Origin of the sequence: Roseobacter sp. FCG-D35 (genome assembly GCF_033436665.1) — a bacterium.
Taxonomy (GTDB): Bacteria; Pseudomonadota; Alphaproteobacteria; order Rhodobacterales; family Rhodobacteraceae; genus JAWQFO01.
The window spans coordinates 198,153-211,708 of the sequence record NZ_JAWQFO010000005.1 but is presented as its reverse complement, the minus strand read 5'-3'; the positions used below and the strand labels follow the sequence as shown (position 1 = coordinate 211,708).

The window sequence follows — 13,556 nt, the reverse complement described above, 5'->3', positions numbered from 1 at the left end:
AAAACTCCAAGGGTGCCTCCGATGCCGCTTCAGCTCCTGACCCGATTTGCCAGCCTCGATCGGTCCGGATTCGACGCAGACGCCGAGAACCGGTCCCGTGCCGGGCTTGGCCAGTTGCAGGTCTGGACCGAGGATGGCGGCGCGGCCTGGGTGCTGTTCTCGGTGAACGACCGCGGCAAGGCGCGGGCGTGGCTCGACAAGTCGGCGTCCCTCGGCCACGCTCCGGAGGCGCATCACTTCCTGGAAACGACATGACCGAAACCACTGTCCTCGCCCTCTACGGCCTTCTCGTTCTGCTGACGCTGCTGCTGCAGGTCACCGGCGCCACCGGCCAGCTCGGCATCGGCTACCTGATGTCGTCGCGCGATGAGCATCGCACCGTCACCGGGATGACTGGGCGGCTCGAGCGCGCGCTGAACAACTCGATCACCGGCATGGCGCTGTTCGCCCCGGCCGTTCTGATCCTCGTGGCCACCGACAAGACAAGCGCCGGGTCGCTGCTGGCCGCGCAGGCCTTCCTGCTGGCCCGTGTGATCTACCTGCCGGCCTACGTGTTCCGGCTCACCGGCGTGCGCACCCTGGCCTGGCTTGCGGGGTTCGCAGCCACCGCCATGCTCTATCTCATGGCGCTGCGGTGAGCACCGAACTTACCGTCCTGGTGCTCGCGGCCCTGCTGCAGGTACTGCAGTACGTGCTGATGGCGGTGCCTGCCAATCTCGAACTCGGCACCGCCAAGACCGCGTCGCCGCGCGATCCCCAGCGCCTCGGCGGACGGCTTGACGAGATGGTCTCGCCGCGCACCGGTCGCCTGTTCCGCGCGCTCAACAACCATTTTGAAGGGCTGATACTCTTCACCATCGCCTGTGTCGCGGTGACGATTGGAAACCAGTCGAGCGGGTTCACAGCCGCCTGCGCCTGGATCTATCTCGCCGCGCGCATCCTCTACATTCCGGCCTATGCCTTCGGGCTCAGCCCCTGGCGGTCGCTGATCTGGTTCGCGGGCTTTCTCGCCACCGTGGCGATGCTGCTGGCGAGCCTCTTCTGATGCATCTCGGGTTTACAAATATCCCGGGGGAGTCGCGTCAGCGACGGGGGCAGAGCCCCCTGCCCCCAGCCAAGAAAGGACAGTACCATGGCAAGCTATGACGTCATCGTAATCGGCTCCGGACCCGGCGGCTATGTCTGCGCCATCCGCTGCGCGCAGCTCGGCCTCAAGACCGCCTGCGTCGAGGGCCGCGAGACGCTTGGCGGCACCTGCCTCAACGTCGGCTGTATCCCCTCGAAGGCGCTCCTTCACGCCTCGCACATGCTGCACGAGGCAGAGCACAATTTCGCCACCATGGGTCTGAAGGCCAAGGCGCCATCGGTCGACTGGGCGCAGATGCTTAACTACAAGCAGGACACGGTGAACACCAACACCAAGGGCATCGAATTCCTGTTCAAGAAGAACAAGATCGACTGGATCAAGGGCTGGGCCAGCATCCCCGAGGCCGGCAAGGTCAAGGTCGGCGACGAGGTCCACGAGGCGAAAAACATCGTGATCGCCTCGGGTTCGGACTCCGCCAGCTTGCCGGGCGTCGAGGTCGACGGAAAGACCGTGGTGACCTCCGAGGGCGCGCTGGAACTGGGCAAGATCCCGAAAGAAATGGTGGTGATCGGCGCCGGCGTGATCGGGCTTGAACTCGGATCGGTCTACGCCCGGCTCGGCGCCAAGGTGACCGTCGTCGAATACCTCGAGGCGATCACGCCGGGCATGGACGGAGAGGTCCAGAAGACCTTCCAGCGGATGCTGAAGAAACAGGGGCTCGACTTCGTCATGGGTGCCGCGGTGGAAAAGACCGATGTGTCGCGCGGCAAGGCCAAGGTCAGCTACAAGCTGCGCAAGGACGACAGCGCCCACGAGATCGCCGCCGACTGCGTGCTGGTGGCAACCGGGCGACGGCCCTATTCGGAAGGGCTCGGGCTTGACGCGCTCGGTATCGAGACCAACAAGCAGGGGCAGATCGCGGTCGACGACCAATGGGCCACCAGCGTCAAGGGGATTTACGCCATCGGCGACGTGATCGCGGGACCGATGCTGGCGCACAAGGCCGAGGACGAGGGAATGGCGGTGGCCGAGGTGCTGGCCGGCAAGCATGGCCACGTCAACTACGAGGTCATCCCGGGCGTGATCTACACCCACCCCGAGGTCGCCAGCGTCGGCAAGACCGAGGAGGTGCTCAAGGACGAAGGGCGCGCCTACAAGGTCGGCAAGTTCTCCTTCATGGGCAACGCGCGGGCCAAGGCCAACTTCTCGGGCGACGGCTTCGTCAAGATCCTCGCCGACAAGGAGACCGACCGCATTCTGGGGGCGCATATCATCGGGCCCGCGGCCGGCGATCTGATCCACGAGATCTGCGTGGCGATGGAGTTCGGCGCGGCGGCTCAGGACCTCGCGCTGACCTGTCATGCGCATCCGACCTACTCCGAAGCCGTGCGCGAGGCCGCGCTGGCCTGCGGGGACGGCCCGATCCACATGTGACCGGCTCTGTCACCTCCGCTGGACCGACCGGCGGAGGGCAATCCGCGCAGAGGCGCGGCTGGCCCGCAGGATCCTGGCAGTAGGGCAACGGCGGTTTTCCGGGTTTTGCGAGGCAGGACCGATCAGGGGGCGCTGCCCCCGCCGCGGCTGCGCCGCGACCCCCCCGGGATACTTGTGAACCAGAGAGACTGCGCGCTTGCCGGGCGGTTGGCTACGCGTACGGCGGGCCTGCCGGGTCGAAGCCCGCTTCGCGCAGCAGGGCGTCGGAACGGCCTTCGACTTCCTGCGGCAGGCGCGACATGAATTCTTCTCGGGCGAGACCGGGGGCGATGGCCGGCAGGAATTCCACCACCGCCAGCCCGGGCCGGATCCGCAGGCCCTTGCGCGGCCAGAGCACCCCGGCGTTGGTCGCAGCGGGCACGCAGGGCTGGCCGGCCTGCTCGTAGAGCACGTAGGTGCCGACCTTGTACGGCACCCTAGCCCCAGGCGGGACCCGGGTTCCCTGGCTGTAGATGATCAGCTGTCCCGGGTTCGCGCGGCCGGCCTCGACATCGCGCACCATCTTCTCGATCGCGGCACCACGCTTGCCGCGGTCGACCGGCACGCAGCCGATGCGATAGGCGTACTGGCCGATGACAGGCGTGTAGAGCAGTTCCTTCTTCATGATGAACTTGGCGGCAGGCAGGGCCTCGAAGATCATGATGATGTCGAGGAAGGACTGGTGCTTAGCAGCGATCAGAACCTCGCCCTGCGGAATCTCGCCGCGCACCTCGCAGCGCAGGCCGACCATCCAGCGCGCGCTCCAGAACGTCCAGTGACACCAGGTCTTGCAGGCGGCGCGCGCGCCTTTCGGGCTGAGCAGCGCCCAAGGCAGAAACACGATGCCGAGGATCGCCATGACGGCGTAGATCTGCACGACGAACACCACCGATCGCAGGGTCTGGAACATCAGGCGAGATCCTTCAACACGCGCTTCGCCGCCGCCCGCGTGGCGAGAAAGGCGACTACGGCAGCGAGCAACGGGACCGCAAGCGGCACGAACCAGTGCCAACCGGCGAACCCGAGACCGGTCAGAAAGCCGCCCACGTCCGAGGCGCGGGGCAGCGCGAGAACGCCAAGCGTGGCAAGTGCCGCCCCAGCGGTGGCGCCGGCCAGTGCGCGCAGGGTGAAGCGGCGGATGAAGGCCTGCGCGATGTAACGGTCGGTGGCGCCCACCAGGCGCAGCACGCTGATGACCTGAGCATTGGCGGCCAAGGCCGCGCGGGCCGACAGGGTCACCATCGCCGCCGTGGTCAGCGCGATCAGGGCGATGGACAGCCAGCCCAGCAACCGAAGCCGGTCCGCGGCCTTGACCAGCGGCGCGCGCCAGCGGCCATGATCGTCGAGAACGGCCCCCGGCACCTCGGCCGCCAGCCGCAGGCGCAGCCCCGTCGCGTCGAAGCCGTCGCCCTCGGCGATCACCTCGATGAGGCGCGGGACCGGCAGGCTCTCGAGCGCGAGCTCCTCGCCAAACCAGGGGGCGAGCAACGCGCGTTGCTCGGCATCGTCGAGCGCGCGGGCAAAGGCGACGCCGCTGGTCGTCTCGAGGATCCGCAGCGCCGCGCGGGTCTGCTCGGCGCGCTGTTCGGGCGGGGCGACGATGCGCACCGTGGCGGAATTGGCAAGCTCGCCGCCCCAGCGTTCGGCGAGGCGTCCCGAGGCCAGCGAAAGGGCCAGGGCGAAGACTGCGAGAAAGGCCATCGCCGCGGCGGCGAAGATCGTCAGGTGCGCCGTGAACCCCGACGGCGGCACGGCGCGCTCGGCCTGGGCATCGCCGAGGATCATGTCGCGCAGGTGGAACAGGCGGCCCATCAGAGATCGGCCCCGGCGTGCTGCAGCTGGCGGTTCGCGATCCTCAGCACGCGCGCCTGCACCTGCACCTTCGCGGCGCGGATCAGGCTGAGGTCGTGGGTCGCGATCAGCACCGTCTTGCCCATGCGGTTGAGCTCGATCAGCAGGTGCAGAAGACGTTGGGACATGTCCCAGTCGACGTTGCCGGTGGGCTCGTCGGCAAGCACGACATCGGGCGACATGATCACCGCGCGGGCCAGCGCCGCACGCTGGCGTTCGCCTCCCGACAGTTCCGGCGGCCGCGCCTCGGCCCGTTCGGTCAGGCCGACCCAGGACATCAGCTCGCCAAGATCCTCGCCCTCGGCCTCGGCCTGCCGGCCCGAGGCGACGAGCGGCAGCGCGACATTCTCGCGCACGCTGAGATGATCGAGAAACTGGCAATCCTGGTGCACAACGCCCATGCGCCGGCGCAGCATCGCCACCGCGTCGCGCTCGAGCCCGCGCACGTCCTTTCCGAAGATCCGGACCTGTCCGCCGGTGGCCTCGAGCGCGCCGTAGCAGAGCTTGAGCAGCGTCGTCTTGCCGGCCCCGGACGGGCCGGTGAGAAAGTGGAACGAGCCGGGAGAGAGGGTAACTGTGATGTCTGACAGCAAGGCGCCCCCGCCATAGCTGTAGGCCACATTTTCCAGCTCGATCACGCGGGCACCCTGTCTTGGTTCGGACGTGTTGTGCCCCAGCACCGATCTGGTTTCAATGCACCACTTGGCAACGAAGCCGGCACATAGTCCTTTTCGCAACCGCGGTGCTTGCCTATGGTGCCGGACAACCCCGGTCCGTCGGGGACGACCGGTACTGCAGGATCATCAATGCGCCTCATCTGCCCGAATTGCGACGCACAATACGAAGTGCCGGAGGGCGTCATGCCGCCCGAGGGCCGCGATGTGCAGTGCTCGAACTGCGGGCAGACATGGTTCCAGGAACATCCCGATCATCCCGAAAACACCGGGGTCGAGGCAGATGCAGAAGGCGCGGAACCGATCTCAGAGCCCGACGCGACCGAGACACCTGACCAGGCGGCGGCGCTCGAACGCGCCCGGGCGGCGCGGACCGGAGTGTCCGTGGATCCCGATCGAGAAGCCGAGCCGGACCCGTTGGACGACCCTGCGGAGCCCGAGGTCGCGGCGCCGGCGCGGCCCGCCCCGCCACGGCGCACCGTCGACCCGACGGTTGCCGACATCCTGCGCGAGGAGGCCGAACTGGAAACCCGCGCACGGGGCGAGGAGCGCACGACGCTGGAAAGCCAGCCGGATCTCGGCCTTGGCGAGAACGACGCTGTCTCGGAAGGCGCGCGCCGGGCGCGCGAGGCGCGCAGCCGCATGGCGGAGCTCGTCACCGCCGCCGGGGCGACCGGTGCCGCGGCAAGCCAGTCGCGGCGCGACCTTTTGCCGGATATCGAGGAGATCAATTCGACCCTGCGGTCGAGTTCGGAGCGGATCGCGAGCGGAGACGAAACCGAGATCGCCGCCGCCAACGCCCGCGAGGCCAAGAGTTCGGCGCGCGGTTTCGTCTTCGTCATCGTCGTGGCGGCGATCCTCTCGCTGGTCTACGTCTTCGCGCCGCAACTGGCCGAGGCGGTTCCGCAACTCGATCCCTGGATCAGCGCCTATGTCGGCATGGTCGATAGCTGGCGCATGTGGCTCGACACGCAGGTCGGCGACCTGCTGCGGTGGCTCGAGGAGACGGCCCGCGCCAAGGGCGAAGCCGACGCTGCCGCCGTCAACTGATCCGGACGGCAATAGCGCACTGCGGCTCAGTCAGAAGCGATCCAGAAGCCGCTTGAGGTAGTCGCGTTCCTGCTCGGAGCGCTCGGTTTGGCCGGAGCGGCGGCGGATCTCGTCGAGCAACTCGCGCGCCCGCCCGTAGGCATCGTCGTTCAGGGCCAGCGGGCTTTGATCTCCGTTGACGCCGGAATTGCCGCTTTCACGGCCCAGCGGATCGCGAGAGTTGGCGGCGCGGTCCGACGGTTCGGTGCCTTGGCCGGGCTGCTGCTGGCGCTGCTGTTCGGCCATCATCTCGCCCAGCGCCTGCATGCCGTCGCGCAGGGCGTCCATCGCGCGCGACTGGTCGTCGATCGCCCCGGCCAGATCGTCGCGGCGCAGCGCGTCTTCGGCGTCATCCATCGCCCGCCCGGCCCGGTCGAGCGCGTCGCGCGCGGCGTCGCCCTCGGGCGTGCCGGCGCCCGGAAGGTTCTGCTGCTGGCGGCCCAGCTCATCGCGCAGCGCCTGCTGGCGATCGGCGATCGAGCCTTCGTCCAGCCCGCCGTTCTCGGCCTGCTGGTTGCCACCGCCCTGCTGGCCGTTCTGCGGAACCTGCGGATCGCCCGGGCCATTGCCGCGCTCGCCCTCGCCCTGCTGGCCCTCGTGGCTCTGCCCGCGGCCCTGGCCGCCGTTGCGGCCTTCGTTGCCCTGGCTCTGCCCCTGGTTGGCGCCGGGGTTGAACTGCTCCTGCAGATCGCGGAACGCCTGGTCGGACAGGCCCTGCTGCTCGCGCAGCGTCTCGGCCAACCCTTCCATCGCCTGCTGGCCGGGGTTCTCGCCGCCCTGCCCCTGCTGGCCTTGCGCCATGCGCATGTTCTCGAGCATCTGCTGAAGTTCCTGCAGCGCCTGTTGCGCCTCGGCCATGCGGCCCTGTTCCATCAGCTCCTGGATGCGGTCCATCATGCGCTGCAGGTCGTCCTGCGACATGGTCATCGAGTTTTCGCCCTGCTGACCCTGCTGCGGCGGCTGCTCGCCGTTCTGCTCGGCCTGCTGCTGCGCCTGGCGCTGCAACTGCTGCAGGTAGTCCTCGGTGGCGCGGCGCAACTCCTCCATCAACTCGGCGATCTCTTCCTGCGAGGCCCCGTTCTTGATCGCCTCGTTCAGGCGGTCCTGGGCGCGACGCATCCGCTCGGCCGCATCGGCAAGATCGCCCTCTTCGAGAATGATCGCCAGATCCCACATCTCGCGCGCCAGCTCTTCCCGGCGCTCTTCGCCCAGACCGTAGCGGGCCTGGATCTCGAGCGAGCGGATCACCTTGCGCAGGCGCAGGGCGTCCGTCTCTTTCCGGAAGATCTCTTCGGGCCGGTTCGACACCGCTTTCAGAACCTGGGTGATGCGCCGTCCGTTGGCGCGCGCCCAGAGCAGGTCGCGCCGCTGGTCGATGACGGCTGCGGCGACCGGATCGAAGAAGCGCCGTCCCGGCAGGAGAATATCGCGCGGTTCGGACAGCGCCTGCTGCTCGGCGGCATCAAGCGCGGCAAGCTCGACCGTCACCGGCAGGTTGGCCCAGGGGTGTTCCGAGAAATCCTCGATCAGCGCCTCTTCGAAGTCGCTGCGGTCGCCGGCGATCGGCGTTGGCAGCGGCACAACGATGTCAGGCCGCGGGTCGGGATCGATGGCAAGGCCATAGCGGCGGGTCACGGCGGCGAGGTTCAGCGTGATGCGCGCCTCGCCGGCCTCGACGCCGTAGTCGTCGCTGGCCTCGAAGGGCAGCGTCATCTCGCCCAGCGCGGTGGCATCGGGATCTTCGAGGATCGCGATTTGCGGCGCGGCGTCCGGGATCACCTCGACCTGCCAGGTGCGGCCACCGGGACCATCGACGCTGATCTCGCCGCTCTGGATTGCGGTGAAATCTTGCGCAGGTTCGGAGGCCGGCGGTACCTCGGTCCGGCCCGACACGGTCTCGCTTAGCGTCAGCGCACCGACCTCGCCGTAAAGGCGCATCGTGATCAGGCTGCCGACCGGAACCTGCAGCGCTCCTTCGGGGATGTCGTTGAGGTAGATCGTCGGGCGACCGGTGTAGCGCGGGCTTTCGGCCCAGCCTTCCCAGACCGGACCCGCGGCAAGACCGCCGCCCGGCGCCATCTCGGCCACGGACCCAACCCGCCAGACCGAGCCGAAGAGCAGCGCCACGGCAAACGCGAGCATCGCCACGTAGCGCAGCGCATAAGGGTCACGGGAGGCCACGCGCAGATCGCCCGGCACGCGTTCGGCATCGTCGGCACGTTGCGCCATGCGGGCCTGGTGCGCGCGCCAGACGGCGGTGGAGGACGCATCCTGCGACCCGATCGCCTGCGTGTCCATCAACGCCTGAAGCGGGCGGCCCGGCAGCGTCGCGTCAAGTCGGGCAATGGCCTCGGACCAGCGCGGCCAGCGGAAGGACCAGAATCCCCAGCCAAGAGCGGCGACAAAGGCCAGAAGGGCAAAAACGGCGCCGGCCCAGACAACCTCGACTGAAACCACGTCCTGCGCGCCCATCATCAGGATCGCCAGCACGAAGAGGCAGAGGCTCATCAGCGGGAAGAAACTGCGCGCGATGCGCTCGGCCAAGAGGCCCGCCCACGTCAGGCGCAGAGGCCAGCGCACCCTGCTCAGGGTACGTCGCGCGTCGTGCCGTGAGAATGTCGCCATGCCGCGTCTCTCCGCCAGAAGCCCCGGCGGATCACGCCATCAGAGCCATTCAGGGATGGTATCTCGATTGATCATTTCGTCAAAGGTCGGGCGTCGGCGAATAACCGCAAATTGATCCCCTTTGACGAGAACCTCCGGAATCAGTGGTCGCGAATTGTACTCGCTGCTCATTACCGCGCCGTAAGCGCCCGCCGAACGGAAGGCGACGAGATCACCGGCGGCCACGGGCGGCATCGCGCGGGCACGCGCGAAGGTGTCGCCAGTCTCGCAGACCGGCCCGACGATGTCGTAGACCGCGCGCACTTCGCCGGGGTCGGGCTCGGTCACCGGCACGATATCGTGCCAGGCTTCGTACATCGCCGGGCGGATCAGGTCGTTCATGGCGGCATCGAGGATCAGGAAGTCGCGTCCTTCCCCGGATTTGACGTAGATCACCTCGCTGACCAGCAGCCCCGCGTTGCCGGCGATCAGCCGTCCGGGCTCGATCTCGATTTCGCAACCGAGATGGCCCAGCACGCGCTTGACCATCGCGCCGTAATCGAGCGGCAAGGGCGGGGCAAGATTGTCGCGTACATAGGGAATGCCAAGGCCCCCGCCGAGGTCCAGCCGCCGGATATCATGCCCGTCGCCGCGCAGGATCTCAGTCAGTTCGGCGACCTTTGTATAGGCCTGCTCGAAGGGTTCGAGCTCAGTGAGCTGGCTGCCGATATGCACGTCGATGCCCACGACCTCGAGACCGGGCAGGCGCGCGGCATGGGCATAGACCTCGCGGGCGCGCGAAATCGGGATGCCGAACTTGTTCTCGGACTTGCCGGTGGCGATCTTGGCATGGGTGCGGGCATCGACATCCGGGTTGATGCGGACGGTGATCGGGGCGGTTTGCCCAAGCTCGGTCGCCACCGCGCTCAGCACCTCCATCTCCGGCTCGCTCTCGACGTTGAACTGTCGCACGCCGCCCTCGAGCGCAAGACGGATCTCGTCCGCGGTCTTGCCGACCCCGGAAAAGACAATCCGGTCGCCGGGCACGCCGGCCGCCTTGGCACGCAGGTATTCGCCGCCCGAGACCACGTCCATCCCGGCCCCCGCCTGTGCCAGCGTCCTCAGGATCGCCTGGTTCGACGCTGCCTTCATGGCGTAGCAGACGGTGTGATCGACACCCTCCAGCGCCTCGTCGAAGAGCCGGTAATGCCGCAACAGCGTCGCCGTCGAGTAGACGTAGAACGGCGTGCCGACCGCCTTGGCGATCTCGGCCACCGGTACATCCTCGGCGAAAAGCGCGCCGTCGCGGTAAAGAAAATGATCCATTCCCGCGCTCTAGACAAAACCGCCCAGGCTGGCAATCGGCCATCGCGGCGTCGCCGATTTGGGAAACCGCGTTCGGTGCGGTATCCTGCGGCCACTATCGGGGCACGGCGGGTTTCGGTCAGGCGGCAGATTCAGTTCAAGGAGAATTGCCATGACCGGTTCCGTTAAGAGTACGAAGCAGGACAGCGCGGAGGACGAAGGCCGCTGGTGCGACATGCACGACGCGCGGTATGCGCTGGTCTCGCGGGCCGACGACATGATCGAATCCTTCGGCGAGTTGTTCATCGAGGAACGGTTTCAGCCGACCTGCCCACTACCGGGTTTCGAAAGCGCTCGGATGGAGCGCTTCACCCGCACCGACTTCCCGCGCATCCTGCTGGACTTCGACTGCTTCGACAGATCGAACCTCTCGACGTCGAGCCTGAAAGCCGACCTCGAGCGTCTGGTGTCGATCCTGAAAGACCATCCCGACGATGTCGCGAGGATGGCCGACAATCTCGACGATCCGGAGGGTCTGCGCGACATCGCCTGCAAGATCGGGCTGACTGAAGAGGACTTCTTGGAGGCCGGCGGCGGGTTGATTGGTTGGGTCATCGTCATCGCGGCCGCCGTGGTCCTGACCGGGTGCGGCAATCCGAAGTGCGGCTCGATCCACCGTCAGAGCGGCCTGCGCTGCGTGCGCGGAACGCCGCATCGGGGGCAACGGCATCGCAACAAGATCGGCAACACCTGGCCTTGATCTCGCCGATCAGTCGATCGGTCGCGTCCGCAGAAAAAGGTAGAGCGGCAGCCCGCAGCTGACGCCGATCATGAAGGTGGCCGGGATCGCCATCAGTGCGCTCCAGTTGCGGCGCACCGCGACCTCGGCCACGATCCAGACGGTCAGTGTGACGGCGGCGATGGTCAGGTCCCAGACCAGGCCGCTGGTGGCCGCGTTGGCGTGCCAGGCGTCCACCATGCCCGACAGGCTCACGCCGTTCTCCGCGAACCACGTGATGAACCAGGACATCGGATGCACCGCACCCCAGATCGCCAGCGCGAGGTAGATCATGCGAAGCGCCGACATCGCGGTCAGAAGGTCCGCTTGACGCCGAAGCGGGTGTAGCCCGAGAAGTTCACGCCGGTGCTGCGGTCGGAGTCCGCCGTGGCAGTGGACGGGGAGCGCGCAGCGGGTGCCGAGGGGGTGCCGTCGCACGCGGCGAGCAGAGCGCAACACAGAACAAGAAGGGCGCGCGTCATTCGCGGTCTTCCTTTCACATGAGGCCGGCGAGATCGGCGCGACGGCGCATCAGATACCGAGGATTAGCGTGACCGGCCCGCGCGACACGCCAACCGCCGCATTGCCGTGAACACCGCTCTGCCCGACACCGATGTTCGCCGCAACTACGGGGCGTGGCGCGGGCGGCTCGGGTTCGCCGTCGACGCCGCATGCGGCGAGTGACACCAGAACCAGAATGACAAGGCTGCGTTTCATCCCACGAGATCCTTCCAGCGCGCGACCTGCGCGGCCACCTGGTCCGGCGCGGTCCCTCCGTAGGATGTACGCGAGCGCACCGAATTTTCCACCCCCAGCACCTCCAACACATCCTTGGTGATCCCCGAATGCTCGGCCTGCATCTCGTCGAGCGTGAGCTCGGGTAGGTCGCAGCCCTTCGCCTCGGCTTTTGCCACGAGCGCCCCGGTCACGTGGTGTGCGTCCCGGAACGGCAGGCCGAGTACGCGAACGAGCCAATCAGCGAGGTCAGTCGCGGTGGAAAAGCCCGATCCGGCGGCGGCGGCCAGCGCCTCGCGGTTGGCGGTCATGTCCTTGACCATGCCTGCCATCGCCGCAAGAGCCAGCATCAGGTTGTCGGCGGCGTCGAAGACTTGTTCCTTGTCCTCCTGCATGTCCTTGGAATAGGCCAGCGGCAGCCCCTTCATCACCATCATCAGGCCGACGTTCGCGCCCATGATGCGCCCGACCTTGGCCCGGATCAGCTCGGCCGCGTCGGGGTTCTTCTTCTGCGGCATGATCGAAGAGCCGGTCGAGAAACGGTCCGACAGGGTCACGAAGCGGAACTGCGCCGAGGACCAGACCACCAGTTCCTCGGCGAAGCGGCTGAGGTGCATCGCGCAGATCGACGCGACCGAGAGGAATTCGAGCGCGAAGTCCCGGTCGCTGACGGCATCGAGCGAATTGGCCATCGGCGCGGTGAACCCGAGCGCCTCGGACGTCATCTGCCGGTCGATCGGGAACGAGGTGCCGGCCAGAGCCGCGGCCCCGAGCGGGCAGTAGTTCATCCGCGCCCGCGCGTCGCGCACCCGTCCGAGATCGCGCCCGAACATTTCGACATAGGCCATCATGTGGTGGCCCCAGGTGACCGGCTGTGCGGTCTGCAGATGCGTGAAGCCCGGCATCACCCAGGACGCGCCGGCCTCGGCCTGCGCCAGCAGCGCGCGGATCAGCGCCATCAGCCCGACCTCGGCTGCGTCGAGCTGGTCGCGCACCCAGAGCCGGAAATCGGTCGCCACCTGGTCGTTGCGGCTGCGTCCGGTGTGCAGACGACCGGCGGGTTCGCCGATCAGTTCCTTGAGCCGCGCCTCTACGTTCATGTGGATGTCCTCGAGCGCCGCCGAGAACGCGAAGTCGCCTGCCTCGATCTCTGACAAGACCGTGAGAAGTCCTTCCCGAATGGCCTCGACGTCGCTAGCTTCGAGGATACCGGTGGCACCCAGCATGGCGGCATGTGCGCGCGAACCCGCGATGTCCTGGGAGGCCAGCCGGCGGTCGAACGAGATCGAGGCGTTGATCGCCTCCATGATCGCGTCCGGCCCGTCGGCGAAACGTCCGCCCCACATCTTGTTCGAGCGCGTGTCTATCATCTGCTGCATCCTCCGGAGGGGACATGAAATTACTGCTTGCCGCGCTCATCTATACCCTGGCCTTCATGGGTGCAAATACCGCCCATGCCGACTTGGCCGCGGTCGCCATGCTTCGCGACGGCGACATGCGCAAGCTCATCATCCACGACACGCCCGAGGCGGTCTCGGACGCCGAGTTCGAACGCGAGGACAAGGGCGGCGAGATGACCCTCGATGCCTTCCGGGGCAAGCACATCCTCGTCAATTTCTGGGCGACCTGGTGCGCGCCCTGCCGCAAGGAAATGCCGCAGCTCTCGGCGCTTCAGAAGGAATTCGGCGGCGACAACTTCGAAGTCGTGACCATCGCGACCGGGCGCAATTCTCCGCAGGGGATCGCGAAGTTCTTTCAGGAAACCGGTGTGAACAACCTGCCGCGCCACATGGACCCCAAGCAGAAGCTGGCCAGCCAGATGGGCGTTTTCGGCCTTCCGATCACGGTTATCATCGACCCCGAGGGACGCGAGATCGCGCGCCTGCGCGGCGACGCGGACTGGGCCAGCGACAGCGCCCGGGCCATCATCTCGGAGCTGATCCGGCCATCGAGCTAGGCG

The 13,556-nt window shown here is 67.3% G+C and carries 16 protein-coding genes; 7 read left to right on the top strand and 9 right to left on the bottom strand.

The features are described 5' to 3' along the window. Positions 1-21 precede the first annotated feature (21 nt). From R5H30_RS13740 to lpdA, 4 genes are all read left to right on the top strand, one after another. Complete coding sequence (locus R5H30_RS13740) at positions 22-255, top strand: hypothetical protein (RefSeq protein WP_318329015.1); 234 nt, start codon at positions 22-24, stop codon at positions 253-255. Next, positions 252-638, top strand: coding sequence for an MAPEG family protein (locus R5H30_RS13735; protein ID WP_318329014.1), 387 nt, complete (start codon positions 252-254; stop codon positions 636-638). Before R5H30_RS13740 ends, R5H30_RS13735 begins: the two co-directional genes overlap by 4 nt. Further along, positions 635-1,045: an MAPEG family protein gene (locus R5H30_RS13730; RefSeq protein ID WP_318329012.1), complete on the top strand. Its 411-nt coding sequence runs from the start codon at positions 635-637 to the stop codon at positions 1,043-1,045. Before R5H30_RS13735 ends, R5H30_RS13730 begins: the two co-directional genes overlap by 4 nt. Positions 1,046-1,132: 87 nt before the next feature. Beyond that, positions 1,133-2,521 carry a dihydrolipoyl dehydrogenase gene (gene lpdA / locus R5H30_RS13725; RefSeq protein ID WP_318329011.1) on the top strand — a complete coding sequence of 463 codons (1,389 nt, stop codon included), beginning with the start codon at positions 1,133-1,135 and terminating at the stop codon, positions 2,519-2,521. A gap of 211 nt (positions 2,522-2,732) precedes the next feature. Here lpdA and R5H30_RS13720 read toward each other — a convergent pair whose 3' ends face one another. From R5H30_RS13720 to R5H30_RS13710, 3 genes are read right to left on the bottom strand one after another with little or no spacing between them, the layout of a single operon-like run. Beyond that, positions 2,733-3,470, bottom strand: a complete 738-nt coding sequence (locus R5H30_RS13720; RefSeq protein ID WP_318329010.1) for a lysophospholipid acyltransferase family protein — start codon at positions 3,468-3,470, stop codon at positions 2,733-2,735. Beyond that, a complete protein-coding gene (locus tag R5H30_RS13715) occupies positions 3,470-4,372 on the bottom strand; it encodes a cell division protein FtsX (protein ID WP_318329008.1) in 903 nt (300 codons plus the stop codon). Before R5H30_RS13715 ends, R5H30_RS13720 begins: the two co-directional genes overlap by 1 nt. Further along, on the bottom strand, positions 4,372-5,049 hold the full coding sequence (locus tag R5H30_RS13710; RefSeq protein ID WP_318329007.1) for a cell division ATP-binding protein FtsE: 678 nt from the start codon (positions 5,047-5,049) through the stop codon (positions 4,372-4,374). Before R5H30_RS13710 ends, R5H30_RS13715 begins: the two co-directional genes overlap by 1 nt. A 168-nt stretch (positions 5,050-5,217) precedes the next feature. Here R5H30_RS13710 and R5H30_RS13705 point away from each other — a divergent pair, with 168 nt between their 5' ends. Continuing rightward, entirely contained in the window at positions 5,218-6,135 is a 918-nt protein-coding gene (locus R5H30_RS13705; protein WP_318329006.1) for a zinc-ribbon domain-containing protein, read from the top strand. Between the two features lie 30 nt (positions 6,136-6,165). Here R5H30_RS13705 and R5H30_RS13700 read toward each other — a convergent pair whose 3' ends face one another. Continuing rightward, positions 6,166-8,799 carry a TIGR02302 family protein gene (locus R5H30_RS13700; protein ID WP_318329004.1) on the bottom strand — a complete coding sequence of 878 codons (2,634 nt, stop codon included), beginning with the start codon at positions 8,797-8,799 and terminating at the stop codon, positions 6,166-6,168. 39 nt (positions 8,800-8,838) lie between these two features. Continuing rightward, positions 8,839-10,104: a diaminopimelate decarboxylase gene (lysA, locus tag R5H30_RS13695; protein ID WP_318329003.1), complete on the bottom strand. Its 1,266-nt coding sequence runs from the start codon at positions 10,102-10,104 to the stop codon at positions 8,839-8,841. Positions 10,105-10,255: 151 nt separating this feature from the next. Between lysA and R5H30_RS13690 the strand changes: the two genes are divergently transcribed. Next, complete coding sequence (locus R5H30_RS13690) at positions 10,256-10,843, top strand: hypothetical protein (RefSeq protein ID WP_318329001.1); 588 nt, start codon at positions 10,256-10,258, stop codon at positions 10,841-10,843. A 9-nt stretch (positions 10,844-10,852) separates the two neighbouring features. Here the strand turns inward: R5H30_RS13690 and R5H30_RS13685 are convergent, their stop codons facing one another. Genes R5H30_RS13685 through argH form a run of 4 tightly spaced genes read right to left on the bottom strand, consistent with a single transcriptional unit; the run spans position 10,853 to position 12,966 of the window. Continuing rightward, entirely contained in the window at positions 10,853-11,170 is a 318-nt protein-coding gene (locus R5H30_RS13685) for a DUF2834 domain-containing protein (protein ID WP_318329000.1), read from the bottom strand. Positions 11,171-11,175: 5 nt separating this feature from the next. Further along, complete coding sequence (locus tag R5H30_RS13680; RefSeq protein ID WP_318328999.1) at positions 11,176-11,343, bottom strand: hypothetical protein; 168 nt, start codon at positions 11,341-11,343, stop codon at positions 11,176-11,178. Between the two features lie 49 nt (positions 11,344-11,392). Further along, positions 11,393-11,578, bottom strand: coding sequence for a hypothetical protein (locus R5H30_RS13675; protein ID WP_318328998.1), 186 nt, complete (start codon positions 11,576-11,578; stop codon positions 11,393-11,395). After that, positions 11,575-12,966 (bottom strand): argininosuccinate lyase, encoded by a 1,392-nt coding sequence (argH, locus tag R5H30_RS13670; protein WP_318328997.1) that lies wholly within the window; start codon positions 12,964-12,966, stop codon positions 11,575-11,577. The genes R5H30_RS13675 and argH overlap by 4 nt, the downstream gene beginning before the upstream one ends. Before the next feature lie 23 nt (positions 12,967-12,989). Between argH and R5H30_RS13665 the strand changes: the two genes are divergently transcribed. Continuing rightward, positions 12,990-13,553 (top strand): TlpA disulfide reductase family protein, encoded by a 564-nt coding sequence (locus R5H30_RS13665; protein ID WP_318328996.1) that lies wholly within the window; start codon positions 12,990-12,992, stop codon positions 13,551-13,553. Positions 13,554-13,556 lie beyond the last annotated feature (3 nt).

Excerpts from the sequence above, each read along its gene's own strand:
- R5H30_RS13705 (WP_318329006.1), top strand. The coding sequence starts at position 5,218 with ATGCGCCTCATCTGCCCGAATTGCGACGCACAATACGAAGTGCCGGAG.
- lysA (WP_318329003.1), bottom strand. The coding sequence starts at position 10,104 with ATGGATCATTTTCTTTACCGCGACGGCGCGCTTTTCGCCGAGGATGTA.
- R5H30_RS13735 (WP_318329014.1), top strand. The coding sequence starts at position 252 with ATGACCGAAACCACTGTCCTCGCCCTCTACGGCCTTCTCGTTCTGCTG.
- R5H30_RS13715 (WP_318329008.1), bottom strand. The coding sequence starts at position 4,372 with ATGGGCCGCCTGTTCCACCTGCGCGACATGATCCTCGGCGATGCCCAG.
- R5H30_RS13680 (WP_318328999.1), bottom strand. The coding sequence starts at position 11,343 with ATGACGCGCGCCCTTCTTGTTCTGTGTTGCGCTCTGCTCGCCGCGTGC.
- R5H30_RS13675 (WP_318328998.1), bottom strand. The coding sequence starts at position 11,578 with ATGAAACGCAGCCTTGTCATTCTGGTTCTGGTGTCACTCGCCGCATGC.
- argH (WP_318328997.1), bottom strand. The coding sequence starts at position 12,966 with ATGATAGACACGCGCTCGAACAAGATGTGGGGCGGACGTTTCGCCGAC.
- R5H30_RS13700 (WP_318329004.1), bottom strand. The coding sequence starts at position 8,799 with ATGGCGACATTCTCACGGCACGACGCGCGACGTACCCTGAGCAGGGTG.
- R5H30_RS13690 (WP_318329001.1), top strand. The coding sequence starts at position 10,256 with ATGACCGGTTCCGTTAAGAGTACGAAGCAGGACAGCGCGGAGGACGAA.
- R5H30_RS13720 (WP_318329010.1), bottom strand. The coding sequence starts at position 3,470 with ATGTTCCAGACCCTGCGATCGGTGGTGTTCGTCGTGCAGATCTACGCC.
- R5H30_RS13685 (WP_318329000.1), bottom strand. The coding sequence starts at position 11,170 with ATGTCGGCGCTTCGCATGATCTACCTCGCGCTGGCGATCTGGGGTGCG.
- lpdA (WP_318329011.1), top strand. The coding sequence starts at position 1,133 with ATGGCAAGCTATGACGTCATCGTAATCGGCTCCGGACCCGGCGGCTAT.
- R5H30_RS13665 (WP_318328996.1), top strand. The coding sequence starts at position 12,990 with ATGAAATTACTGCTTGCCGCGCTCATCTATACCCTGGCCTTCATGGGT.
- R5H30_RS13740 (WP_318329015.1), top strand. The coding sequence starts at position 22 with ATGCCGCTTCAGCTCCTGACCCGATTTGCCAGCCTCGATCGGTCCGGA.